The following is a 25,048-nucleotide window of genomic DNA, read 5'->3' on the forward strand; positions in this document are numbered from 1 at the left end:
GCGCCCAACGGTACGCGCAGGAAAGTCCATGTTCTGCTGGACGGGAGTTCAACGGCACGACCGCGCCGCCGGGCGAGGATGTGACTGCCGGGCCGAACCCAGACCAGAGGAGCACCTTGCCGATGTCCAGCCTCACCCACGACCGGGACGGTTTCGCCCTGGACGGTCGGCCGTTGCGGATCCTCTCCGGCGCCCTGCACTACTTCCGGGTGGTCCCCGAGCAGTGGGACCACCGGCTCGCCCTGCTGCGCGCGATGGGCCTCAACACGGTGGAGACCTACGTCCCCTGGAACCTGCACGAGCCCGCCCCGGGCGAGTACGAGTTCACCGGCCGACTCGACCTGGTGGCGTTCGTCCGGGCCGCCGAGCGCACCGGACTCAAGGTGCTGGTCCGGCCCGGCCCGTACATCTGCGCGGAGTGGGAGTTCGGCGGCCTGCCGGCCTGGCTGCTCAAGGACCCGGCCACCCGGCTGCGCTGTTCGGACCCCCGCTACCTGGCCGCCGTGGACCGTTGGTTCGACGCGCTGCTGCCGCTGCTGGTCCCGCTGCTGGCCGAGTCCGGCGGCCCGGTCCTCGCGCTGCAGGTGGAGAACGAGTACGGCTCCTACGGCACCGACGCGGCCTACCTGCGCCACCTGGCGCAGGGCCTGCGCCGGCGCGGCGCCGACTGCCTGCTCTTCACCTCGGACGGCCCCGCGCACCCGATGATGCAGGGCGGCACCCTGGCCGGCGTGCTGCCCACCGCCAACTTCGGCGACCGGGCCGGCGAGTCCTTCGAACTGCTGCGCGGCTACGCGCCGGACGCGCCGCCGGTCTGCATGGAGTTCTGGAACGGTTGGTTCGACCACTGGGGCGCGCCGCACCACACCCGGGACGCGGCCGACGCGGCCAAGGTGCTGGACGAGATGCTCGCGGCCGGTGGCTCGGTCAACCTCTACATGGCGCACGGCGGCACCAACTTCGGCTACCTGAACGGCGCCAACCTGACCGACGGCCGGCTGGAGCCCACCGTCACCAGCTACGACTACGACGCCGCGATCAGCGAGGACGGCCGCCCCACCGCCAAGTTCTGGGCGTTTCGCGAGGTGCTCGGCCGCTACACCGAGCTGCCGCCCGCCCCGGCCGTCGAACCGCCGCCGCTGCTCGCTCCCCGCCGGCTCGAACTGAGCGCCCCGCTGCCGCTGTTGGACCTGGTCGACGGCCTGGCCGACCCGGTCCACGCGGCGAGCACCCTGGCCATGGAGGAACTCGACCAGTCCTACGGCTTCGTGCTCTACCGCACCTGGGTCACCGGGCCGCGGGAGGCCGCCGAGCTGCAGGTGGACGGCCTCGGCGACCGGGCCCAGGTCTTCCTGGACGGGCAGCCGGTCGGCGTGCTCGACCGCACCGGGCGCTCCGGCGGGCGGATCGAGCTGGCCGTCCCGGCCGGCGGGGCCCGGCTCGAACTGCTGGTGGAGAACCTCGGGCGGATCAACTACGGTCCCGCGCTGGCCGATCGCAAGGGCATCAGTGGCGCGGTGCGGCTCGGACTGCAGCAGCTGCACAGCTGGCAGATGTACCCGCTGCCGCTCGAGGACATCGGCGATCTGCCGTTCCTCGAAGGGGAGTCCGCGCAGCGTCCGGCCGCAGCCGATCAGCCGGTCTTCCGGCGTGCGGTGCTGGAACTCGACCAGCCGGCCGACACCTTCGTGCTGACCGAAGGCCACGGCAAGGGCCTGTGCTGGGTCAACGGATTCCTGCTCGGCCGCTACTGGGACATCGGACCGCAGCAGACCCTCTACCTGCCCGGGCCGCTGCTGCGCGAGGGCAGCAACGAACTGGTCCTGCTGGAACTGCACGGCCCGGCCGGGGACGGCCTCGACCTGGTCGCCGAACCGGTGTTGGACCGGTTGGCGCCGAACGGGGCTGAGGGACGGAACGGGGGCTGAGGGGGCGCAACGGGGGCTGAGGGGACGGAACGGAGCCGCCCTGTCACCCGGGCGGCCTAATCTGGGGGGTATGGAACGAGGCAACGCCGACCGGATCGAGTGGCTCACCGTGCCGAGCCCGCTGCCCAGCGGCCCGCTGACGGTCGGGGTCACCGCGATCGGTGTGGCCGCCGTGCAGTTCGCTCCGGACAACGTGCCGACCGGTGCGCCGCGCTGCACCGACCGGCGGCGCGCCACGGCGGTCGAGCAGGCCTTCGAGTCCTACTTCGCCGGTCGGCAGCGGGAGTGGGCGCTGCCGGTGGACTGGCGGCTGACCAGCGGCCCGCACCGGACGGTGCTGGAGACGCTGTACCGGACCGTGCCCTACGGCGAGACGGTCACCTACGGGCGGCTGGCCGAGCGCAGCGGCGCGTTCGAGGAGGTCGCCCAGAGCCCGGGGCTCGCGGCCAGGGCGGTCGGCCAGATGATGGGCGCCAACCCGCTGTCGGTGCTGGTGCCCTGCCACCGGGTGGTGGCCGCGGACGGCCTGGGCGGGTTCGGGAACGGCCGGGTCGCGATGGACGTGAAGCGGTGGCTGCTGACCCTGGAGGGGTGGTTGGCGCCGACGCTGGACTGGGACGGGCCGGGCTGATCCTCGCCCCGCTCGGCGGGGCTGGTCCCTGCTCCGGCTCGGCCGGGCGCCGCAAAACATGCCGTGCCGGATCGATTCTGCCCGGAATTTCCCCGAACAGAATTCGAATAGCGGCTCTAATTATACTAATCGTGCCACGGCCTCAATCACTCGTCCGAGTGATTGCGCGGTAGGCCCTTCGGGCCCCACCCTGATTCCAGTAGTCCGAATCATCGCGTGGGGGAGGGCCCTGTTATGACAACTGAGACCAATGTCGGTATTCCGGCACCGAGCGCCCAGCCGGGCGGCCAGAACGGCCAGCAGCAGAGTCTTGGCACTGCCGCAGCCAGGAATCTTGCCACGACCACCAAGTCCGCGCCGCAGATGCAGGGCATCAGCTCGCGTTGGCTGCTCCGGGTGTTGCCCTGGGTCCAGGTCTCGGGTGGTACGTACCGGGTCAACCGCCGGCTGAGCTACGCGGTCGGCCGCGGCCGGGTCTCCTTCGTCAAGACCGGTGCGGACGTCAAGGTGCTGGCCCCCTCCTTGCGCGAGGTCCCGGTGCTGCGCGGGCTGGAGGACGACGCCCTGCTCGCGGAGCTCGCCGCCCGCTTCGTGCAGCGCGACTTCCGGGCCGGCGAGACCCTGGTCGAGGCCGGCCAGGAGATCAACGAGGTCTTCCTGATCGCGCACGGCAAGGTCAACAAGATCGGCACCAGCAAGTACGGCGAGAGCGCGATCGTCGGCGTACTGGCGGACGGCGACCACCTCGGCGACGAGGCGCTGACCGAGGCCGACGGCGTCTGGCACTACAGCGTCAAGGCCGCCACGGCCGGCACCGCGATGGCCCTGCCCTGGCCCGCCTTCCAGGAGTTGGCCGACCGCTCCGAGGCGCTGCGGACCCAGATCCTGCGGTACCTCGCCGATGCCCAGCAGCCGCAGAGCAAGCACGGCGAGGCCGAGATCGAGCTCTCGGCCGGCCATGAGGGCGAGTACGAGCTCCCCAGCACCTTCGTGGACTACGAGGTCGCCCCCCGGGAGTACGAGCTGAGCGTCGCGCAGACGGTGCTGCAGGTGCACAGCCGGGTCGCCGACCTCTACAACCAGCCGATGAACCAGATCGAGCAGCAGTTGAAGCTCACCATCGAGGCGCTGAAGGAGCGCCAGGAGCACGAGCTGATCAACAACCCCGAGTTCGGCCTGCTGCAGAACGCCGAGTACGAGCAGCGGATCCAGACCCACCACGGCGCCCCCACCCCGGACGACATGGACGAGTTGCTCAGCCGTCGCCGCGGCACCAAGTTCTTCCTGGCCCACCCGCGCGCCATCGCCGCCTTCGGCCGGGAGTGCAGCAGCCGCGGCCTCTACCCGGACCCGGTGGAGATGGAGGGGCAGCGCGTTCCCGGTTGGCGCGGGGTCCCGATCCTCTCCTGCAACAAGATCCCGATCGTGGACGGTCACACCACCTCGATCCTCGCCATGCGTACCGGTGAGGACAAGCAGGGCGTGGTGGGCCTGCACCAGGCCGGCATCCCCGACGAGTACGAGCCCAGCCTCTCGGTCCGGTTCATGGGGATCAACGAGAAGGCCATCATTTCCTACCTGGTGAGCGCCTACTATTCGGCCGCCATTCTGGTGCCCGACGCCATCGGCGTGCTGGAGAACGTGGAAATCGCCCGCCCGCGCGACTGAACCGCTGTCGCAATCCGCTTCGCCGTCGGTCGCTCCGGAATTTCCGTCGGGGCGGCCGGTGGGGAAGTCGCCAGCCTGACCGCATTGCGCATGACCCTGCTGTTCATGACCCGCTGCTCATGACCCAATCTCTCATGACCCAATCTCTGGGGGGCCGAAACCTTGGGTATCGAGACGCTCAGCCGAGGTAACCAGGACAACCACGACAACGACTACGCCCAGCCAGTCAGTGACCAGCCCATCAGCGACCCGTCCGACTGCTACGACCAGCGCGCCGCCGACCTGCTGAGCCGCGTCCGGGCGGTCGTCGACCCGGCGCTGCGCGCCGCCGTCGAGACCATGCCCGAGTCCATGGCCAGGATCGCCGCCTACCACTTCGGCTGGCGCGAGGCGGACGGCAGCCCCGCCACCGCCGACCCGGGCAAGGCCATCCGGCCCGCCCTGGTGCTGGCCGCCGCCCAGGCCTGCGCCGCCGGCCGCGGCGTCCCGCGCCCCAGGCCGGGCGGCACCCCGAACACCCCTGCCGTGGGCGCCTCCGCCGCCTCCGCCGACACCCCAGCCGCCGACGTCCCAGCCGTGGACAACCCTGCAGCCTTGGCCGCGGCCGCCGCCGTCGAGCTGGTGCACAACTTCACCCTGCTCCACGACGACGTCATCGACCGCGACGAGACCCGCCGTCACCGTCCCACCGCCTGGCGGGTCTTCGGAGCCACCGAGGCGATCCTGGCCGGCGACGCCCTGCACTCGCTCGCCCTGCGCACGCTCGCCGAGGATCCGCACCCGGCCGCCGCCGCCGCGATGCGCCACCTCGCGCAGTGCGTGGTGGAGCTCTGCGCGGGCCAGCAGGCCGACTGCGCCTTCGAGCAGCGGACCACGGTCTCGCTGGCGGAGTGCCTGGCGATGGCCGAGGCCAAGACCGGTGCCCTGCTGGGCAGCGCCTGCGCGATCGGCGCGCTCTACGGCGGCGCCTCGACGCAGGTGGCCCAGGCGATGGACGCCTTCGGGCGGCAGATCGGCCTGGCCTTCCAGCTGATCGACGATCTGATCGGGATCTGGGGCGACCCCGCCGTCACCGGCAAGCCGGCCGGCGCCGACCTGATGGTCCGCAAGAAGTCGTTGCCGGTGGTGGCGGCACTGGGCTCGGGCACGGCCGCCGGGGCCGAGCTCGCCGAGATCTATGCGATCGACCGCCCGCTCACCCCGGCCGAGGTGCAGCGCGCCGCCGACGCCGTGGAGCGGGCCGGCGGCCGGGCCTGGGCCCAAGGTGCCTCCTGCGAGCGGATGGCCGCCGCCATCGAGCACCTGGCCATCGCAGTGCCGGATCCAGCCGCCACCGACGACCTGCTGGCCCTCGCCGAGCTGGTCACCCGGCGCAACCGCTGACCGGTCGGCGGCTCCCCACACGCCCCGCCACACCTCAAGAAAGTACGTCCCCATGAGTTTCGAGGACATCGGCATTGTCCTGATCGTCCTGGTCCTGCTGGCAGTCGGCCTCAAGCTGCTGCAGCGCTGGGTCCCGCACCCCGTCCGCGAGTCCCACAACGACGTCGCCGGCTTCATCTTCGCCGCCGTCGGCGTGCTCTACGCCGTGCTGCTCGGCTTCGTGGTGATCACCGTCTGGACCAACAACGACGCGGCCCGCAAGACCACCTTCCAGGAGGCCGACGCGCTGGCCGGGATCTACTGGATCTCCCGTGAACTGCCCGCCCCGCTCGGGCCGCAGCTGGAACAGCAGACCCTGTCCTACGCCCACACCGTCACCGACACCGAGTGGCCGCTGATGGCGCAGCACCACAGCAGTGCGGACGCCACCCAGCTGGTCTACCAGATGCGCACCAGCGTCTTCTCGATCAACCCGACCAGCGCCCAGCAGCAGGTCCTCTACGAGCACGCGGTCGCCCACCTGGAGGACCTCGCCTCCCAACGCCGGGCCCGGCTGAACGAGGTGGACGACGAAGTCCCGATGCTGCTCTGGGTGGCGCTGATCGTCGGCGGGGTGCTGACGGTTGGTTTCACCTTCCTCTTCGGCCTCTCCAACACCCTTGCGCACAGCCTGATGGTGCTCTCGCTCGGCGCCTTGGTGGTGGTCTCGCTCCTGGTGATCAAGGAGATGAACTTCCCGTTCACCGGCGTGACGGCGGTGAAACCCACGGCCTTCGACGTCTTCCTGCAACGCCTGCCCCCACCGCGCAACTGACTTCCCGCACAGCTGAGTTCACACAGCTGCCTTCCCGCACAGCTGAGTTCGCGCAACTGGTGGCGCGTCATCCCTCCCCCGGGACGGGATGACGCACCACCTGCGTTGTCCTAGCCCAGGAACTCCGCCAGGATCCTGCGCTCCTTCTCCGGGTCGATCCCCAGCGGCTCGCCGCCCTGGGTGTACGGGGTGTCCCGGGGGCCGCGCTGCTGGATCCAGGCCCAGGTCTTCGCGGCGGACTCCTCGACCGGTCGGCAGCGCAGTCCGGCGTCCCGGGCCTTGCGGCTGTCGGCCCGCCAGATGCCGATCTCCTTGCCGTCCTCCACCTCGGCGGCCCAGAGCGGCAGTTCGGTCCAGCCCTCGATCCCGGCGGCGCGCAGCCGGTCGTCGTCCACCCAGATCAGTTCGGCGTCCGAGCCGGTGGCCGCGACGCAGGCCGCGAGCATCCCGCCGAAGGTGCTGGAGCCGGGCAGTGCGGTGGTGACGTAGCTGCCGCTCGCGCCCCGTTCACCGAGCTCCAGGCCGAAGACGGCGAAGTCCTCGGCGTCGATCAGCTGGATCGGCAGGTCGGGCCGGCCGGGCGCCAGCACCTGACCGCCGCGCGCGATCCGTTCCAGCCACCAGGGCAGCCGCCCGACGTTCTCGTGGGCCCCGATCAGCAGCCCGCAGTTGAGCACCAGGGTGCGCTCGGCACCGAACTGCTCCAGCACGGCCCGCTCGCACCCGGCCTTGAGCGCGGTGCTGAACGGCAGGTCGGGCGGCGAGTCGGCGGGGCACTCGTGCAGGGGTGACTCCTCGTTCACCGCCTCGGTGGGCCAGTCGGCGAAGGCGTGGACGGAGGAGACGAAGAGGTAGCGCTCGGCGTGCTCAGCGAGCAGTCGCGCCGAACGCCGGACGGTGTGCGGCTGTTGGCCGCTGGTGTCGATCACCAGGTCCCAGCGGTGGCCGCCGGGAGCGGCGGCGCCGGCGACCAGCGCCGCCAGGTCCTGCTCCGAGGCGCGGTCGCCCCGGACGGTGGTCACGCCCGGCAGGTCGGTGCCGGACTTGCCGCGGTTGAAGGTGGTCACCTCGTGGCCACGGGCCAGGGCTTCGGCCGCGAAGGCGCGACCGAGGAAGACCGAGCCGCCGAGAATCAGGATTCGCATGCGTCGAGCCTGCCCCGTGCCGCCCGCCCCGTCGCGCCTTTTCGCGCGTGGCGGACCGCTGTTCGCCCGGCGCGAAGCTCCGTGCCACGGGCGCAGCCGGCCTCGCAGCTGACTGAGTGTCGGCCGGCTCGGAAATTTTTAGCCGCATTCTCATGGCTGCGGTGCAACATGGGCGCCCGCTGGTGAGTCCTACAGGGATAGCTGGCCGGTTCGGGGCCGTTCAGCGAACGGGCGACGAGGACGAGGGGTTGGACGTGGACTTCGCGGAGGTCGGAGCGGACGTGGCGGTGGGCCCGGAGGGCGTGGGCACGGTACTGGGCGGGCTGCTCGGCCGCGCGGAGGCGCTGGCCGAGCCGCTGGCGGACGGGCCCGACGTCGGGCTGGCGCTGGGGCTCGCGCTGCTGCTCGGCGCGTTGCTGGCGCTGCTGCCCGAGCTGGGTGTCTCGGAGGGGGTCGGGCTGGCGCTGCCGCTCGGGTTCGCACTGGCGCTGGGCGTGCCGGTGGGCGAGGCGGAGGGGGTGGGTGTCGGTGTCCCGCTGGGCTCACCGGGCCGGTCCGGACCGCCCTCCAACCTGACCACGGCCTCGGACGGGGGCAGCGCGATCTGCGCCGTCCAGTGCTGCGAGGGCGCGCGCTGATCGTCCACCGTGACGGTCACGGTGAGGCGCTGGCCCGGTGCCAGGGTGCCGGAGTCCCGGCTGAGCCGGAGCCAGTCGCAGCTGGGGACGGCGCGCCAGTCGAGCGGGGCGTCCCCGGTGTTGGTCAGCGTGAGTACCGTGCGGTTGCCGTAGGCACCGGCCTCGACCGCGAGCCGGGCACCGGTGGCCGGTGCGGATGACGGCGGGACGGGCTCGGGGTGCAGGTCCGGGCTGCCCAAGGGGATGCCGCCGATGCCGGGGACCGGGACGGCAACGCCCTGAACAGCGGGGAGCAACGTTTCTGCACCTGCCGTTGAGCTGCCGACCAGCGCGGCCGCCAGGCCCCGGCCGGACCCCGGCCCGAGGGGCGGCCGAGCGGGCGTTCCGGCGCCGCGCCCGGCCCCTGGCCCGCGCCGAGTGCCGGAATCGGTGCCACCGGGACCGTGCTGGGCCCACTGGTGTCCGGCGAGCCGGGCAGCGAGTCGACCCGCACCGAGGAGACGGCGGCCGCGGTACCGGCGGCGGGGGAGCCGTTTTGATGGGCCACCCAGAGCGCGGCCGGCGGCGCCGAGAGCACGGCCGCCAGCACCCCGGTGGCGAGCGCCCGCTGGCGGACCAGGACCGCGCGTTCGTGCAGGTCACCGCCGGGCCGGTGGCGTTCCAGCAGGCTCGGCGCGCGGTGCCGGGGGAAGCCGCGCTGGTCGAACCGGACGCGGCCGACGGCTTCGTTCCCGCCGTCCTTTCCCGCGCCCCTCCCGCTGTCCCTGGTCCGCGCCGCAGTGCTCGTCGCCGTACGCGCCGCCGTACGCGCCGCCGCGCTCGCGGCCGTGCTCGTCACCGCGTTCGTCACTGCGCTCGCCGACTCGTCGTCCGCACCGGCGGTCGCGTGCCGCCCGGCGCCCGCCCCGGCCAGGAAGGCACCGGCGCCGGCGCCCCGCTTCGGCGGCGCAGGCATCGGCGCGGGCAGCAGCGCGAGCGGTGCCCCGAGCTCCAGCGGCCCGCCCAGTTCGTCGCCGACCCGCTCGGCCGTGCCCCGACAGGTCGGGCACTCCTGCACGTGCCGCAGCAGTTCGCGCCGCAGTGCCGGGCCGAGCACCCACTCCCGCCAGTGCTCGGCCCCCGCCCCACCGAGCCGGGCCAGCTCCGGGCAACTGCCCACCGCCAGCACCAGCAGGGCCCGCCTGGTCCGGGCCACCTCCGCCGCGCCGGTGACCAGCAGCCGCTGGGCGGGCTCCGCCGCCAGCCCGAGCACCGCGGCGACCTCCAGCGGGGTGAGCCGGTGGCGGGCCGACAGCTCCAGCGCCTCGCGCTGCTCGGCGCTGGTCCCGGCCGCCTCCGGCCAGGCCAACGCGGCCAGTTCGCGCCGTCGGCCGGCCAGGTCGGCGGGTGCTGACGCGCTGTCAATGCCGCTGTCCACACCGCCCGCAGCGCCTCCGCTGCCACCGCCCGCGGTCCCCGCGGCGAGCCGACGCAGGCAGGCGTACCGGGCCAGCGAGTACAGCCAGGCCCGGCGCAGCCCGGTGTCGGCCAGCCGCTCCCCGTTGGCCAGGGCCAGCGCGCGCACCTCGTCGAGCGCCGCCACCGCCGCGTCGCGCTCGCAGAGCACCGAGAGGCAGTAGGTGTAGAGGCCGTCCCGCAGGCGGTCGTAGGCGGTGATCACCGCGTGCGGGGTCACAGTGTCGGAGGTCACGGACCGACAGTAGGGAGTCGGGCCGCCAGGGCCCGGTTTATCGGTCTCTTTGTACTTCTTTCGGGTAACAGCACCGCCCAAGCCGTGACCGGACACCGATCGGCCTGTCAGTCTCACCCGCTACGGTGGCCCCCATGGCTGCCCGCACCTCGAAGACCACCGCCAAGCCCCGTCCGGCCTACCGCTGCACGGAGTGCGGCAACCAGTTGCCCAAGTGGGTCGGCCGCTGCCCGGAGTGCAACGCCTGGGGCACCGTGGAGGAGTACGGCGCGGTCCCGATCCGCACCACCGCGGCCGGCCCGGTCACCGCCCCGGCCCGCCCGATCGGCCAGGTCGACGGCCAGGTGGCCACCGCCCGCTCCACCGGCGTGCCGGAGCTGGACCGGGTGCTCGGCGGCGGCCTGGTGCCGGGCGCCGTGGTGCTGCTGGCCGGCGAGCCGGGCGTCGGCAAGTCCACCCTGCTGCTGGACGTGGCCGCCAAGGCCGCCACCTCCCAGCACCGCACCCTCTACGTCACCGGCGAGGAGTCGGCCGGCCAGGTGCGGCTGCGCGCGGACCGGATCAACGCCCTCTCCGACCACCTCTACCTGGCCGCCGAGCAGGACCTGGGCGCCGTGCTCGGCCACATCGACCAGGTCAGCCCGGGGCTGCTGATCCTCGACTCGGTGCAGACCATCGCCTCCGCCGAGCTGGACGGCGCGCCCGGCGGCCCGGCCCAGGTGCGCGAGGTGGCGGGCGCGCTGATCCGGGCCTCCAAGGACCGCGGCATGGCCACCCTGCTGGTCGGCCACGTCACCAAGGACGGCCAGATCGCCGGCCCGCGCCTGCTGGAGCACCTGGTCGACGTGGTGCTCAGCTTCGAGGGCGACCGGCACGCCCGGCTGCGGATCATCCGTGGCGTCAAGAACCGCTACGGCGCGACCGACGAGGTCGGCTGCTTCGAGCTGCACGACGAGGGCATCGAGGGCCTGGCCGACCCGTCCGGCCTCTTCCTGACCCGCCGGGACAAGCCGGTCCCCGGCACCTGCCTGACCGTCACCCTGGAGGGCAAGCGCCCGCTGGTCGCCGAGGTGCAGGCGCTGATGGTGGATTCGCAGATCCCCTCGCCACGCCGCACCACCTCGGGCCTGGAGTCGCCGCGGATCGCGATGATCCTGGCGGTGGTCGAGCGGCACGGCGGGGTCAAGCTCGGCAAGCAGGACATCTACACCGCCACCGTCGGCGGGGTGAAGCTCTCCGAGCCCTCCGCGGACCTGGCGGTGGCCCTCGCGGTGGCCAGTTCCTCCTCGGACACCCCGCTGCCCAGCAATCTGGTGGCGATCGGCGAGGTGGGCCTGGCCGGCGAGGTGCGGCGGGTGACGGGTGTGCAGCGCCGGCTCGCCGAGGCGCACCGGCTCGGCTTCACCCATGCGCTGGTCCCGCCGGACCCGGGCAAGGTGCCGCCGGGCATGAAGGTGGTCGAGGTCGCCGACATCGGCGAGGCGCTGCGGGCCATCCCGGGACGGCGCCGAGCGGCCGCCAAACCCCGTACGGAGCAGCCCCCGAAGCCCGCGAACGGGCGCCCGGCGACCGCCGCGGTACCGCCGCCCGCGGCCTACCCGGAGGAGGTCATGGGCGGCTGGGAACCGGTCGATTCGGACGAACTGGTCTGACCGAGGCACCGTCAGCGCGGCCGCACCGTAGACTTTGCCCTGTCCAGTACCAGATCGGGCAGTAAGCAACGAGGGACCGGGGCCAGCGCGGTGAGCGGTCCGGGCCGGCCGGAGGAGTCACGTGGCAGCGAGCGACCGGGTGGAGAAGTCCCCCCGCGAGGAGGCCCTGCTGCGCTCCTCCCTGCAGGCCATCGCGCCCGGCACGCCCTTGCGCGACGGGCTGGAGCGGGTCCTGCGGGCCAATACCGGCGGCCTGATCGTGCTCGGCTTCGACAAGACGGTCGAGTCGGTGTGCACCGGCGGCTTCGTGCTGGACGTCGAGTTCACCGCGACCCGGCTGCGTGAGCTGTGCAAGCTGGACGGCGCGGTGGTGCTCGACAAGGACATCACCAAGATCGTCCGGGCCGGCGTGCACCTGATGCCCGACGCCTCGATCCCGACGGACGAGACCGGCACCCGCCACCGCACCGCCGAACGGGTGAACAAGCAGACCGGTTTCCCGGTGGTCGCGGTCTCCCACTCGATGCGGCTGATCGCCATGTACGTCAACGGCGCGCGCCGGGTGCTGGAGGACTCCACCACCGTGCTCTCCCGGGCCAACCAGGCACTGGCCACCCTGGAGCGGTACAAGCTGCGGCTGGACGAGGTGGCCGGCACGCTCTCCGCGCTGGAGATCGAGGACCTGGTCACGGTCCGCGACGTCACTGCGGTGGCCCAGCGCCTGGAGATGGTCCGGCTGATCGCAGCCGAGATCGCCGGCTACGTGCTGGAGCTCGGCACCGACGGGCGGCTGCTCTCGCTCCAGCTGGACGAGCTGATCGCCGGGGTCGAGCCGGAGCGCGAGCTGGTGGCCAGGGACTACTTCCCGGAGCGGGCCGCCAAGCGCGGGCGCACCGTCGCCGAGGTGCTGGCCGACCTGGAGGCGCTCACCCACGCCGAGCTGCTGGACCTGCAGACGGTGGCGAAGACCATCGGCTACTCCGGCTCGCCCGAGTCGCTGGACTCCGCGGTCTCCCCGCGCGGCTACCGCCTGCTGGCGAAGATCCCGCGGCTGCCCAACACCGTGATCGAGCGGCTGGTGGAGCACTTCGGCGGACTGCAGAAGCTGCTCGCGGCCAGCATCGACGACCTGCAGGCGGTCGAGGGCGTCGGCGAGACCCGGGCCCGCTCGGTCCGCGAGGGCCTCTCGCGGCTGGCCGAGTCCTCGATCCTCGAGCGCTACGTCTGACCGGAAACGGTCCGTCAACCTCTGGCGGACCGTTTCAGCAGCGCTGGATCAGGCGTCCGCCAGGGGCGGACCTCCAGGCGGGTCAGGCTTCCAGCCGGTCAGGCGTCCAGTCGGGTCGAGGTGCGGGCCGGGACGGGGCCGCCGCTCGGGCCGGTCAGCTCGGCCTGCACCAGGTAGTTGCCGGTCGGGGCCGGTGAGCTGTCGGTCGGGGTCGCGCACTGCGGCTTGCTGCGGGTGCGGTCCCAGACGAAGGTCTCGGTCAGCGCCGTCGCCGGCGAGACCTGGACCCAGCGGCCCTGCTTGTCGGTCACGCAGTCGGCGGAGGACCAGATCCGCTCCCCGCTGGCCGAGTTGACCGTGATCGCGGAGGCGGCCTGGCTCAGGTCGACCCGGCACTGTGCGGTCGTGGCGTTGCGGATCTTCAGCTCGAAGGTGGGCTTCTCCTTCGGCTGGTAGGCGTTCTGGGTGCCGGCGAGTTCCAGGGTGAGCTGCGAGGCAGTGCAGACGGGCAGGGCCATCACCTCGGTGGTGTTGATCGGCGGGGTGCCGCCACCACCGCCGCCGCTGCCACCGGTGGCGCCGCCGCTCGCGCCGGTCCCACCCGTGCTGTCACCGCTCGGTGCGCTCGCCCCGCCGCTGGGGGAGGATCCCGCGCCGCCGGGGGCGCCGGAGGGCGAACCGCCAGTGCTCCCGGTGCTCCCGGCGCTCGCGGTGCCCCCGGTGCCGGCACCGCCCGTGCCGGAGCTGCCGGAGCCGCCGGTGCCGCCCGCACCGCCGGTGCCGCCGGGCCGGCTGCTGATCGCGGGACCGGTCGGCGTGGCGCCGGGCGTGATCGAGCCGGGCGAGGAGGTGGCGGCGGTCGGCGCGGGCTGCGCGGTCTTCTGCTTGCCGCCACCACCCTGACCCGCTGTCAGCCAGGCCACCAGGGCCACCACCGCCGCCAGGGCGGCGAGCGCAACAAGCCGCCGCCGCCAGTAGATCGAGGCGGGCAGGGGTCCGACGGGCTGACGCAGTGAAGGCACGATCAAACTCTACGAGAGCCGAAGCACCGCTTGTCGCACCAACACCTGTCTCAAGAGTCGATCTTTCAGATCATCCGGTATTTGCGCCGTCCGGGCGAGGGCACCGACTGTGCGAGGATCGACGGTGCTATGGCGACGACGACGATCCCCACCCCCGGCCCGCTGCTGCACACCATCGTGCTCGACTGGTACCGGGAGAACGCCCGTGACCTGCCCTGGCGGACCCCCGAGGCCTCGCCCTGGGCGGTGATGGTCAGTGAGTTCATGCTCCAGCAGACCCCGGTCAAGCGGGTGTTGCCCGCCTATGCGGCCTGGCTGGAGCGCTGGCCGACCCCGGCCGCACTGGCCGGCGACGCTCCCGGCGAGGCGGTCCGGATGTGGGGCAGGCTCGGCTACCCACGCCGGGCGCTGCGGCTGCACGCCGCGGCGAGCGCGATCGTGGAGCGGCACGGCGGTGCGGTCCCCGAGGACCACGCCGCGCTGCTGGCGCTGCCCGGGGTCGGCGAGTACACCGCCGCAGCCGTCGCCTCCTTCGCCTTCCGGCAGCGGCACGCCGTGCTGGACACCAACGTCCGCCGGGTCTTCGCCCGCGCGGTGACCGGGATCGAGTACCCGGCGACGGCCACCACCGCCGCCGAGCGCAAGGTCGCGGCGGAGCTGCTGCCGGACGCGCCCGCCGTGGCCGCCGAGTGGGCGGTCGGCGTGATGGAACTCGGCGCCCTGGTCTGCACCGCCCGCTCGCCCGAGTGCGGCGACTGCCCACTGCGCGCCCACTGCGCCTGGCAGCAGGCCGGACGCCCGCCGCACCAGGGCCCGGCCCGCCGCGGCCAGAGCTACGAGGGCACCGACCGCCAGGTGCGCGGCAAGCTGCTCGCCGTGCTGCGGGCGCAGCACGGCGCGGTGCCGCGCCGCCAGCTGGACCTGGTCTGGCCGGACGAGATCCAGCGGGCCCGGGCGCTGGACGGGCTGGTCACCGACGGGCTCGTGGAGCCGGTCGAGGACGGCCACTACCGGCTGCCGCAGTAACGTCGGCAGCGTCGAGGGCCCCCACCCCGCGCGGGCGGATTCTTGGGGGCCTTCGACGTTCCGTCAGGCGGCGGCGGCCTCAAGGGCGCCCTCGGCCGGCTGGCCCGCGCCGCGCAGCGGCAGGCCGCGCAGGAAGAGCGAGGCGGTGATGGAGACCAGGCTGATCACGGCGGCCCACAGGAAGACCGAGTGGATGCCGTTGGAGACGCCGTGGTGGATGACGTTCTGGATCTCCGGCGGCAGGCCCTTCAGCTTCGCCGGGGTCAGCTGGGAGTTGTCGCCCGAGCCGGCCGGCAGGTGCGCCGCGGCCGTGGTCGACTTCATCTGGTTGGTGTAGATCGCGCCGAACAGCGCCACACCGAAGGAACCGCCGATGGTGCGGAAGAGCGTCGCGGTGGAGCTGGCCACGCCCATGTCCTTGAGCTCCACGCTGTTCTGGGCCACCAGCATGGTGATCTGCATCAGGAAGCCCATGCCGGCGCCGAGCACCGCCATGAAGCAGGCGGAGGTGAACCGGGTGGTGTCGGTGCCCATGGTGGAGAGCAGCAGCGAGCCGCCGCCCATCACGCAGGTGCCGATGATCGGGAAGATCCGGTACTTGCCGGTCTTGGTGACGTACTGGCCGACCACCAGCGAGACCACCAGCATGCCGAACATCATCGGCATCAGCAGCAGGCCGGAGTTGGTCGCGGAGGCGCCCTGCACGAGCTGCTGGTACTGCGGCAGGAAGGCCACCGCGCCGAACATCGCGAAACCGACGATGAAGCCGATGATCGAGACCATGCTGAAGTCGCGGTTGCGGAAGAGCGTCAGCGGCAGCATCGGCTCCTCGACCCGCTGTTCCACGTAGCAGAAGCCGATCAGCGAGGCTGCGGCCAGCACGGCCAGGCCGATGATGTGCTTCGAGCCCCAGGCGTACTCGTTGCCGCCCCAGGTGGTGATGAGCACCAGCGAGGTGATGCCGATGGTGAGCAGCGCCGCGCCGAGGTAGTCGATCTTCGCGGTGGAGCGGACCTTGGGCAGGTGCAGGGTGGCGACCACCACGGCCAGCGCGACCGCACCCAGCGGCAGGTTGATGTAGAAGATCCAGTGCCAGCTGAAGTGGTCGGTGATGAAGCCGCCGAGCAGCGGGCCGCCGACGGTGGCCAGCGCCATCACGGCCGCGAACATGCCCTGGTACTTGCCGCGCTCGCGCGGCGAGACCAGCGCGCCCATGATCGACATCACGCCGACCATCAGACCGCCGGCGCCCAGGCCCTGGATCGCCCGGAAGGCGATCATCTCGTTCATGTTCTGGGCGAGACCGGAGAGCGCCGAGCCGGCCAGGAAGATCACGATCGAGGTGAGGAAGGTCCCCTTGCGGCCGTACAGGTCGCCGAGCTTGCCCCAGATCGGGGTGGCCGCGGCGGTGGCCAGGGTGTACGAGGTGACCACCCAGGAGAGGTGGTCGGCGCCGCCCAGGTCGCCGACGATGGTGGGCATCGCGGTGCCGACGATCAGGTTGTCGAGCATCGCGAGCAGCATCGTGATGACCAGCCCGATCATCACCAACCGAATTTCGCGCGCTGAGCGGGCTGGGCGCTGGTCGCCGCCCCCGTCGGCGGCGGGCGGGGTGTCCGCCGTCGCGTCGACCTGCTGTTGTGCCATGGTGCGTCTCCTGGAAGCGCGTGTGGTCCGCGTCTCGCGGCTCTGCTGTCTCTTGCTTACTTGCCGACCGGCTAGTTGTTTCTCCGGAGGCACGGTAAGGTCTGCGTAAGCTGGCGTCAAGCCGATTTCGGCCGCGCCCCTCCTTCCGCAGCTAGCTAGGCAGGCCACGAAGCCATGAGTACGACGCAGAGCCCCCGCAGCGACACCCGGGCGCGGATCATCGCGGTGGCGCTGGAGCTCTTCTCCGAGCAGGGGTACGAGAAGACCTCGCTGCGGGAGATCGCCGACCGGCTGGGCGTGACCAAGGCCGCGCTGTACTACCACTTCAAGACCAAGGACGACATCGTCCACGGCATCGTGGAGACGATGGCCGCGCCGATCGACGAGACCATCGCCTGGGGCGAGAAGCAGGACTGGTCTCCGGCGGTGCGCGACGAGCTGCTCCGCCGGTTCGCGGCGGGCATGGCCGAGCGGGCGCCGCTGCTGCGCTTCTTCCACGAGAACCAGCCGGCGCTGCGCGACTCGCCGGCCGGTCTGGAGTTCAAGGAGCGGATGATCAGGATGATCCGCCTGGTGCAGGGCCCGGGAGCCTCCTTCGAGGACCGGCTGCGCGCCACCATGGCGCTGTTCTCGGTGAACTCGGCCTTCTTCCTGCTCAAGCACGACCAGGAGGGCCACGACCGCGCCGAGCGGCCGCTGGGTGGCGCGGGCCGGGTGGACTCCGTGGAGGACGCGATGCGCGGGGCGCTCACGGTGGCGCTGGAGATCTCCCAGCTGATCAAGGGCTAGCGGGCTCCCGGTCGGCAGGCCCTCGGTCAGAGGCCGGTCACACCCCGGGCGGTGAGGTAGGCCACCGGGTCGACCACCGCGCCGTAGCGGTCGGCGGTGCGGATCTCGAAGTGCAGGTGCGGGCCGGTGGCGTTGCCGGTGCTGCCGGAGGCGCCGATCCGCTGACCCGCCGTCACCTGCTGGCCGGCGCGCACCGCCAGCTGCGACAGGTGCGCGTACTGCGCGAAGTGGCCGTCCGGCAGGCGCAGCACCACCTCGTTGCCGTAGGCGCCGTCCCAGCCCGCCGAGACCACCGAGGCGTTGCCGACGGCGAGCAGCGGGGTGCCGGAGTTCACCGCGAAGTCCACACCGGTGTGGTACCCGGCCGCGTAGCCGCGGTCCGGGCGCCCGTAGGGGTTGCTGATCGGCGCGCCGGGCGCGGGAGCCGACCAGGCCGGCTGAGCGGGCGCCGGGGCCGGGGCTGGGGCCGGAGTCGGCGCGGGTGCGGGGGTAGCAGCGGGCGCGGCAGCCGGCGACGGAGCGACTGCCGGGGCCGCAGCCGCAGCCGGCACGTCGGGCGCCAGGTTCGCCGCCACCGCCACCGCCTGCTGCGAGGCATGGGCGCCGCCGGGCATCCGGTACGAGGTCGGCGCCGCCACCTCCACCAGGTTCCGCGCCGGCCCCGACCCGTGCGGCGCGGTGAAGGCCGAGCTGCCGGGGGTGGTGGGCCGCACCGTCTGGGCCGCCGCACTGCCGGGCACCGCTGCCAGCGCCAGGCCGAGCAGCAGCGCCCCGGCCGCCGCCGAGGTCACCGCCTTGTGCCGGTGCGGCCCGGCGAAGACCGCGTACGGGTCCAGCCGGGGCAGCTGCAGCGGCCGGCTCGGCCACAGCTCCAGCCGGGGCAGTTGGAGCGGGCGGCTCAGGCGGAGCGGGAACGGTACGGCCAGGGGCAGGCGCGGCCGGGCGTGCCGGCCGTGGCCGCCACGCAGCCGGGCGAGCGTGTGCAGGCCGCGCTGAAGACTGGGACGGGACGCCATGGAGTGCTCCACCTCGCAGCGATCGGACCAGCGTGCCGTTGGGCGAGCGCACTGGGCGGGGACCAGACAGATGTAACCGTCCGCGAGCCGGTAGCGAAATCCGATGACCTACTACGGCGTGTAGTGCGAAGCATCCAAGAATTCCAGCCGATCGGCGGATTGATCCGCTGAGCCCACTTGTCCGACCGGTTTTCGGCCTACTACCACCGCTCGTATCAGTCCCACGCGCTGTGACCAGTACCACCGGCCACAGCATTCCCAACCCGTTCTCCGCGGGAGCTGTCACGGCCATTCCCGCCGACCGGCGCCGGGCGGACCATCAGGGGATGACCGACGAATCGAACCTCCCCACCGAGTCCGGTCCCACCCCCGAGGACCGCCGCTTCGCCCTGTGGCGCTCGGCCCGCCGGATCCTCTCCGGCCCACGACCCGTCACCCTGCACGAGCGCCTGGCCGAACTCGGCGCCGACGCCCGCAGCTGCGTCGGCCCCGGCGAGCGGCCGGACTTCTACGGGGACGCGGTGGTCGCCGCGCTGGAGCAGCGGGTGGCCGACCTGCTCGGCAAGCCCGCCGCGGTCTTCTTCCCGACCGGCACCATGGCCCAGCAGGTGGCGCTGCGCTGCTGGGCCCGACGGCGCGGCTCCCGGGTGGTGGCCGGCCATCCGCTGGCCCACCTGGAGACCCACGAGCGCCGCGCCTACACCCGGCTCACCGGACTGGACACCGTCTGGCCCACCGTCGCCCCGCGGCTGCCCACCGCCGCCGAACTGCGCGCCTTCGACGAGCCCTACGGCGTGCTGATGCTCGAACTGCCGCTGCGTGCGGCCGGTTTCGTGCTGCCCGGCTGGAACGATCTGGTCGAGCTGGTGGCCACCGCCCGCGCCGCCGGGGCGCCGGTGCACCTGGACGGCGCCCGGCTCTGGGAGTCGGCGGTGCACTACGGCCGTCCGCTGCCGGAACTCGCCGCCCTGGGCGACTCGGTCTACGTCTCCTTCTACAAGGCGCTGGGCGGGATCAGCGGCGCCGCGCTGGCCGGCCCGGCCGAGCTGGTGGCCGAGGCCAGGACCTGGCGCCACCGCTACGGCGGCCTGCTCTACCAGCAGTGGCCCGCCGCGCTCTCGGCGCTCGGCTCGCTGAGTCGCGAACTGCCCCGGTTGCCGGGCTACCTGAGCCAGGCCCAGGTGCTGGCCGACGGCCTGCGGCAGGCACTCGGGACGCTTTCCGGCGGCCGGATCCACCCCGACCCGCCGCAGACCCACCAGTTCCAGCTCTGGCTGCCGTACCCGGCCGAGCTGCTCACCGAGGCGAGCCTGCGCCACGCCGAGCAGACCGGGGACGGGCTCTTCGGGACCTGGTGGGAGAACAGAATTCCCGGTTTGTCGATGACCGAGATATCGGCACTGAGTCCGTCGTTGATCTGGACCGCGGACCAAGTCGCGGGCTCCGTCGAGGTATTCCTGGCCGAAGTCGGGAAAATGGTGGACGGTAAGGGACCGGCTCGGGCCGGATGATGGCCCGAAAACAGGTCTTTCATAGACCGTGGCGGCAGGCTCGTCGCGTAGCCACGACAGAAGGCGGTAGGAGATGGCGACCGAGAGCACGGGCTGGGAGGAGTGGCCGGTCCAGGTGTCCGAGCCGGCCGGTCGCGATCTGCGTGCCGCCCTGGCCCGTGGCACCGGACCGGCCGGGCGGGCCGGTGCGCTGATCGCCGCGGCCGAGGCCGCCGCCCTGCTGGCCGACCGCTCGGTGCCGGCGCTGCCGGCCGAGGCCGAACTCACCAAGGCGGTGCTCGCCGTGACGCTGCCTCAGTTGATCGCGCCAGGGCTGCCGTTGGCCGACGTCCAGCCGCTGGTCGGGCACTTCCCGCAACTGGTACGGGGGTTCGCCGCCGAGCTGGTGGACCGGGACGGTCTGGCGGCGGCCGTGCTGGGCCGACCGGCGGCCGACCCCTCGGGTCCGCTGCCCGCCCGCGGCTGCGCCCAGTCCACCCGCAGCTGCGCCCAGTCCACCCGCGGCTGCAGCGCGGTGCAGGCCCTGCCAGGCCTGTTACGCACCCTGCCGGGGCGCGGCGCGCCCCGGCAGGTGCTGGACGGCGCCACCGCGTTGCTGGCCGCCGGCGACGAGCTGCACCGCCGGATGGCCGAGACCCGCTCGGCAGCCGAAACCGCCGCCCGCCCGCTGGCCGAGGCGTACGGCACGCTCTACGCCGGCGCCGCCGCCCTGCACCTGTGGGCCGCGTACGCCGAAGCCCGGGCCGCGCACCCGCTCTGGGCGCAGGCCGGCTGGCTGCGGGCGGTGCTGGCCGAGTTGGCGGTGCGGCTGGCCGGCCAGCTGGGCGAGCCCGTCCCGTACCCCGTCGAGGCCTTGGACGGCCGCCGCTACGGCGCGCTAATGGCGCTCGCCGCCCGGACGCACGCCCCGCTGACGCCGTTCGGGAGCCCGAAACAGCCGTAGCGGTGACGTCCGGACAGACAGCGCGGACGGACGGCGGGCGGTGGCAGCCCCACGCCGCCACCGCCCACCGCCCACCGCCCGCGCCCGTCGTTCAGACCAACTGGTGCGGCATCAGGGTCCGGACCTCGCCGCTGAGGATCGCCTCGTAGGTGCGCACCAGCAACCGCCCCGGCTCCACCCCGAGTTCGTCGACCAGGATGCGGCGCCCGTCCCGGAACAGCGACATCGCCTCGGCCTGCCGCTCGGAGCGGTAGAGCGCGGTCATCAGCAGGGCCCGGAACCGCTCGCGCATCGGGTGCCGGGAGACCAGCCGGGTCAGCTCAGGGATCAGCTGCCGGTGCCGGCCGAGGATCAACTCCGCCTCGATCCGGCCCTCCAACGCCTCCAGCCTGGCCTCCTCCAGGCTCGGCCGCTCGGCCTCGACGAGCTGCTCGGTGGTGTCGGCCAGTGCCTCGCCCCGCCACAACGCCAGCGCCCGGGTCAGCTGCTCGGCCGCCCGGGCGTACTCCTGGGCTCGCAGTGCGGCCAGCCCGTCCCTGGTCCGGTGCGCGAACTCCACGTGGTCGCAGGGGACTTCCTCGGCCAGCAGGCGGTAGCCGGCGCGGCTGCGGAGCAGCGGGGTGTGCGGGTCGAGCCGGCGGCGGATCCGCGAGGCGTAGGTGTGGATCTGTGCGGCCGCGGTGTTCGGTGGGCTCTGGTCCCAGAGCAGCCGGCTCAGGTACTCGTCGGAGACCGCGCGGCCGCCGGCCACCACCAGTGCGGCGAAGGTGGTGCGCTGCTTGGTGCCGCCGAGGGCGTCCTCCTGCCCCGCGGCCCAGATCTGGACCGGTCCGAGGATCCGGTACTCCATGGTCTCGCCTGCCCTCCTGCTGGTCGTGGGCCCGCCACGGGCCCAGGCAACACCGTGAAGATTAGGTAGTTCTCACATCGGCCGGTTATTGCCTCGATATCGGCTGCTGACCTGGCACTTCGAAAGCCGGGCGGTGCCGGTGCGTCCCAACTGGGAGGGTTCGCGTGCGATCACTCGGTTCTGACGAGTAATCAGGCATCACAAGGACTAGGAAGAACATCCGCACCGGGTGGAGACGCTTCACAGGATTCGCCGTTGCACTGCCCCTCCCGCTGACCTTGACCTCACGTAGTCTGGGCGCCGCCGCTCCCCGCCACCGTTCGGGCACCGAGAACACTTCGAGAGCCATGGCGCAGGGGTCGTCGCAGCGATGCTTCGGGGGGAATTGTGAACGGCGGGCTCGAATTCGGCGTACTCGGGCCGCTGTCGGTGGCCACCGGCGGCCGGCGGATCACGGTGGGCGGTGCCCGCCAGCGCACCATCCTGGCCCTGCTGGTGCTCGCCGCCGGTCGGATCGTCTCGGTGGACACCATGGTGGAGGCGGTCTGGCAGGGCGAACCGCCGGCCACCGCGCGGACCCAGGTGGCGATCTGCATCGCGGCGCTGCGCAAGACCTTCAAGGCCGAGGGGTTCGGCGAGGAGCTGATCTGCACCGCCCACCCCGGCTACCAACTGGACCCCACCGGGCACCGGGTGGACCTGCTCTCCTGTACCGAGCTGGTCCGCGAGGCCGAGGCGCTGGTCGAGCGGGGCCAACCGGCCCGGGCCGCCGACAGCTACGAGCAGGCGCTGCGGCTGTGGCGCGGGCCGGCGCTCGGCGGGGTGACCGGGCGACGGGTCGAGGAGGAGGCCGAGCGGCTGGAGGAGTGGCGGCTGGTCCTGTACGACGAGACCATCGCGCTGCAGCTCGCGCTCGGCAACCACCAGGAGCTGATCGGCCAACTCGCCTCGCTGGTCCGCGAGCACCCGCTGCGTGAACGCACCAGGCACTCGCTGATGCTGGCCCAGTACCGGGCCGGCCGGCGGGCCGAGGCACTGGAGACCTTCCGGGACGGCCGGCAGATCCTGATCGAGGAGCTCGGGATCGAACCGGGCCCGGCGCTGCACGAGTTGCACGAGGCGATCCTGCGCGACGAGCCGGCGCTGACCCTGGCGGTGGCGGCGGTCCCCGAGGAACTGCCCGAGCCGACCCCGCTGCCGCCGGCCGAACTCCGGGTCACCCCCTCCGACCTGCCGCCGAACATTCCGGCGTTCACCGGCCGGACCGAGGAGATCGCCAGGCTCGACACCCTGCTCGGCGAGCGCCGCGACGACCAGCCGCCGGCGATCGGCTTCATCACGGGCGTGGCCGGGGTCGGCAAGACCGGCCTGGCCGTGCACTGGGCCCACCGCGCCGCCCGGCAGTTCCCCGACGGCCGGCTCTTCGTGGACCTGTGCGGACACGACGAGGCGAACGAACCCACCGCCGCCGCCGAGGTGTTGAGCCGCTTCCTGCGCTCGCTCGGAGTGCCGGCCGAGCAGATCCCGCCGGGCCTGGAGGAGCGGGTCTCGCTCTACCGCAGCATGCTCGCCGACCGGCGGCTGCTGGTGGTGCTGGACAACGTCCGCTCGGTCGCCCAGATCCGCCCGCTGCTGCCGAGCAACGGACAGTGCTGCGTGGTGGTCACCAGCCGCGACCCGATGGAGCAGCTGATGCTGCGCTACGGCGCGGTGCGGGTCCAGCTGTCGGTGCTCCCGGCGGCCCAGGCGGTCGAGCTGCTGGCCCGGATCGTGCCCGCCGAGCGGATCGCCGCCGACCCCGAACAGTCGGTCCGGCTGGCCGAGTTGTGCGACCACCTGCCGCTGGCACTGCGGATCGCGGCGGCCCGGCTGGCCTCCAAGCCGCACTGGACGGTGCGCCACCTGGTCGGGCGGCTGGCCGACGAGCGACGCCGGCTGGACGAGCTCAGCCAGGGCGAGTCCCAGGTCCGGGCCGGCTTCGCCCTCAGCTACCGCTACCTCGGCCTGGACGCCGCCCGGCTCTACCGTCGCCTCGCACTGCTGCCGGTGCCCGACTTCACCGTCTGGGTCGGCGCCGCCGTGCTGGACTGCGACCAGTTCGAGGCCGAGCGGCTGGTCGAGCACCTGGTGGACGTGCAACTGCTGGAGGTGGTCGGCGCGGACGCCACCGGCCAGCTGCGCTACCGCTTCCAGAACCTGCTGCGGCTGTTCGCCCGGGAGCGGGCGCTGCAGGAGGAGCCGCCGCAGGAGCTGGCGGCGGCCCAGGACCGGGCGTTCCGGGGCTGGCTGACCGTCGCGGAGCTGGCGCACGACCGGGAGTTCGGCGGCCGGTTCGGGATCCTGCACGGCAGCACCCCGCGCTACCCGGTGGACGCCGCCCTGGTCGAGGAGCTGATCAGCACCCCGCTCGACTGGTACGAGGCCGAGCGCCTGTGCCTGGTGGCGGTGATCGACCAGGCGGCCCGGCTCGGCCAGGACGAGCTGGCCTGGGACCTGACCGGCTCGACCCTGGTGCTCTTCGACATCCGCAACTACTTCGAGGACTGGGAGCTCTGCTGCCAGCGCGCACTGGCCGCCACCCGGGCGGCCGGCAACCTGCGCGGCGCCGCCCACATGCTGACCGAGATCGCGGCCGGCCGGGTGCGCAGCGGCTCGCTGGAGGAGGCCGTCGGCTACCTCGACTCGGCGCTGGAGACCTTCGCGCGGATCGACGACGAGCACGGCCGGGCCATGGCGCTCGGCCACATGGCGGTGGCCGACCGGCTCCAGGGCCGGCCCGCCCAGGCCGCGCTGCGGCTGCGCGAGGCCGCCGAGATCTACCACCGGGTGGGCGACGCCGGCAGCGAGGCCCATGTGCTCGGCCAGCTCGCGCACAGCGCGCTGGAACTCGGCGAGGTGGCCGAGGCGGTCCGGCTCGGCGGCCAGGCGGTGCAGGTGGCGCGGGCCACCGGGGAGAGCCGGATGACGGCCCAGGCCGTCTACCGGCTGGGCCGGGCCTACGCCACCCAGGGCGACCTGGACCGGGCGGTGGCGGCGTTCCTGGATGCCGAGCAGATCGTCCGGGCCAAGGGCGACCTGCTCGGCATCGCCTACACCCTGCTGGGACTCGGTGAGGCGCGGGCCGCCAGGGGCGAGACCGGCCCGGCCCGGGAGAACCTGACCGAGGCACTGGAGCTGGCCCAGCGGATGGCGGTGGACCATGTGCGCGGACTGATCCTGCTCGCCCTCGGCCAGCTGCACCGCGACATCGGCGAGCCGGCGCTGGCCCGGCGGTACTGGCGGCAGTCCTGCGAGGCACTCGGCCGGGTCGACTCCCTCGCCTCGTTGCAGCGGGCCGAGAAAGCTCTGGCCGAGCTTTAAAGCTCCACCCGGCGGGCGATAACGCCGCAGGTCACCGAGGGGTCGCCGGAGTAAAGGAAGCGATAGGAAAGCGAAGTTGCGGCTTTCTACTGTTTTTCCCGTCAGCA

The 25,048-nt window shown here is 72.9% G+C and carries 19 protein-coding genes and 1 pseudogene; 13 read left to right on the plus strand and 7 right to left on the minus strand.

Annotation, left to right across the window (positions count from 1 at the left end):
- Positions 1-122: 122 nt before the first annotated feature.
- The 5 genes from BR98_RS25300 (at position 123) to BR98_RS25320 (ending at position 6,424) form a co-directional block, all read left to right on the plus strand.
- Positions 123-1,928, plus strand: coding sequence for a glycoside hydrolase family 35 protein (locus BR98_RS25300; RefSeq protein ID WP_051970206.1), 1,806 nt, complete (start codon positions 123-125; stop codon positions 1,926-1,928).
- A gap of 70 nt (positions 1,929-1,998) precedes the next feature.
- On the plus strand, positions 1,999-2,559 hold the full coding sequence (locus BR98_RS25305; RefSeq protein WP_035847780.1) for a methylated-DNA--[protein]-cysteine S-methyltransferase: 561 nt from the start codon (positions 1,999-2,001) through the stop codon (positions 2,557-2,559).
- A 234-nt stretch (positions 2,560-2,793) separates the two neighbouring features.
- Positions 2,794-4,227 carry a family 2B encapsulin nanocompartment shell protein gene (locus BR98_RS25310; RefSeq protein WP_035847782.1) on the plus strand — a complete coding sequence of 478 codons (1,434 nt, stop codon included), beginning with the start codon at positions 2,794-2,796 and terminating at the stop codon, positions 4,225-4,227.
- Between the two features lie 240 nt (positions 4,228-4,467).
- Positions 4,468-5,610 carry a family 2 encapsulin nanocompartment cargo protein polyprenyl transferase gene (locus BR98_RS25315; protein ID WP_035853883.1) on the plus strand — a complete coding sequence of 381 codons (1,143 nt, stop codon included), beginning with the start codon at positions 4,468-4,470 and terminating at the stop codon, positions 5,608-5,610.
- Positions 5,611-5,662: 52 nt separating this feature from the next.
- On the plus strand, positions 5,663-6,424 hold the full coding sequence (locus tag BR98_RS25320) for a bestrophin-like domain (protein WP_035847785.1): 762 nt from the start codon (positions 5,663-5,665) through the stop codon (positions 6,422-6,424).
- Between the two features lie 110 nt (positions 6,425-6,534).
- Here BR98_RS25320 and BR98_RS25325 read toward each other — a convergent pair whose 3' ends face one another.
- Entirely contained in the window at positions 6,535-7,569 is a 1,035-nt protein-coding gene (locus BR98_RS25325; RefSeq protein ID WP_035847787.1) for an NAD-dependent epimerase/dehydratase family protein, read from the minus strand.
- Between the two features lie 254 nt (positions 7,570-7,823).
- Here BR98_RS25325 and BR98_RS25330 point away from each other — a divergent pair, with 254 nt between their 5' ends.
- On the plus strand, positions 7,824-8,207 hold the full coding sequence (locus BR98_RS25330; protein WP_157537933.1) for a hypothetical protein: 384 nt from the start codon (positions 7,824-7,826) through the stop codon (positions 8,205-8,207).
- Positions 8,208-8,260: 53 nt separating this feature from the next.
- Here BR98_RS25330 and BR98_RS42630 read toward each other — a convergent pair.
- Together BR98_RS42630 and BR98_RS25335 are read right to left on the minus strand one after the other, a co-directional pair.
- A pseudogene (locus BR98_RS42630) lies at positions 8,261-8,335 on the minus strand (hypothetical protein); the annotation flags it as partial.
- Positions 8,332-9,897, minus strand: a complete 1,566-nt coding sequence (locus tag BR98_RS25335; RefSeq protein ID WP_035847791.1) for a sigma-70 RNA polymerase sigma factor region 4 domain-containing protein — start codon at positions 9,895-9,897, stop codon at positions 8,332-8,334. The pseudogene BR98_RS42630 and the gene BR98_RS25335, both read right to left, overlap by 4 nt.
- Before the next feature lie 134 nt (positions 9,898-10,031).
- Here BR98_RS25335 and radA point away from each other — a divergent pair, with 134 nt between their 5' ends.
- Together radA and disA are read left to right on the plus strand one after the other, a co-directional pair.
- The gene (gene radA, locus BR98_RS25340; protein WP_035847794.1) at positions 10,032-11,549 is read left to right on the plus strand and encodes a DNA repair protein RadA; all 1,518 of its coding nucleotides are present in this window, start codon (positions 10,032-10,034) and stop codon (positions 11,547-11,549) included.
- Between the two features lie 169 nt (positions 11,550-11,718).
- Entirely contained in the window at positions 11,719-12,777 is a 1,059-nt protein-coding gene (disA, locus tag BR98_RS25345) for a DNA integrity scanning diadenylate cyclase DisA (protein ID WP_083977635.1), read from the plus strand.
- A 98-nt stretch (positions 12,778-12,875) separates the two neighbouring features.
- Here the strand turns inward: disA and BR98_RS25350 are convergent, their stop codons facing one another.
- Positions 12,876-13,799 (minus strand): hypothetical protein, encoded by a 924-nt coding sequence (locus tag BR98_RS25350; RefSeq protein ID WP_035853886.1) that lies wholly within the window; start codon positions 13,797-13,799, stop codon positions 12,876-12,878.
- A gap of 129 nt (positions 13,800-13,928) precedes the next feature.
- Here BR98_RS25350 and BR98_RS25355 point away from each other — a divergent pair, with 129 nt between their 5' ends.
- Positions 13,929-14,825 (plus strand): HhH-GPD family protein, encoded by an 897-nt coding sequence (locus BR98_RS25355; protein ID WP_035847799.1) that lies wholly within the window; start codon positions 13,929-13,931, stop codon positions 14,823-14,825.
- 63 nt (positions 14,826-14,888) lie between these two features.
- Here BR98_RS25355 and BR98_RS25360 read toward each other — a convergent pair whose 3' ends face one another.
- Positions 14,889-16,472, minus strand: coding sequence for an MDR family MFS transporter (locus tag BR98_RS25360; protein WP_051970208.1), 1,584 nt, complete (start codon positions 16,470-16,472; stop codon positions 14,889-14,891).
- A gap of 174 nt (positions 16,473-16,646) precedes the next feature.
- Between BR98_RS25360 and BR98_RS25365 the strand changes: the two genes are divergently transcribed.
- Positions 16,647-17,261, plus strand: coding sequence for a TetR/AcrR family transcriptional regulator (locus tag BR98_RS25365; protein ID WP_051970209.1), 615 nt, complete (start codon positions 16,647-16,649; stop codon positions 17,259-17,261).
- Positions 17,262-17,287: 26 nt separating this feature from the next.
- Here BR98_RS25365 and BR98_RS41560 read toward each other — a convergent pair whose 3' ends face one another.
- Positions 17,288-18,277, minus strand: a complete 990-nt coding sequence (locus BR98_RS41560; protein WP_051970210.1) for a M23 family metallopeptidase — start codon at positions 18,275-18,277, stop codon at positions 17,288-17,290.
- A 326-nt stretch (positions 18,278-18,603) separates the two neighbouring features.
- On the opposite strand from BR98_RS41560, the gene BR98_RS25375 reads away from it, so the two are divergent.
- A complete protein-coding gene (locus BR98_RS25375) occupies positions 18,604-19,788 on the plus strand; it encodes a threonine aldolase family protein (RefSeq protein WP_051970211.1) in 1,185 nt (394 codons plus the stop codon).
- A gap of 73 nt (positions 19,789-19,861) precedes the next feature.
- Complete coding sequence (locus tag BR98_RS25380; RefSeq protein ID WP_035847802.1) at positions 19,862-20,731, plus strand: hypothetical protein; 870 nt, start codon at positions 19,862-19,864, stop codon at positions 20,729-20,731.
- Positions 20,732-20,822: 91 nt separating this feature from the next.
- On the opposite strand, the gene BR98_RS25385 is transcribed toward BR98_RS25380, so the two are convergent.
- Entirely contained in the window at positions 20,823-21,581 is a 759-nt protein-coding gene (locus BR98_RS25385) for an AfsR/SARP family transcriptional regulator (RefSeq protein ID WP_035847805.1), read from the minus strand.
- A gap of 387 nt (positions 21,582-21,968) precedes the next feature.
- On the opposite strand from BR98_RS25385, the gene BR98_RS25390 reads away from it, so the two are divergent.
- Complete coding sequence (locus BR98_RS25390) at positions 21,969-24,941, plus strand: AfsR/SARP family transcriptional regulator (RefSeq protein ID WP_232247541.1); 2,973 nt, start codon at positions 21,969-21,971, stop codon at positions 24,939-24,941.
- Positions 24,942-25,048: the final 107 nt, after the last annotated feature.

It is taken from the genome of Kitasatospora azatica KCTC 9699 (genome assembly GCF_000744785.1).
GTDB lineage: Bacteria > Actinomycetota > Actinomycetes > Streptomycetales > Streptomycetaceae > Kitasatospora > Kitasatospora azatica.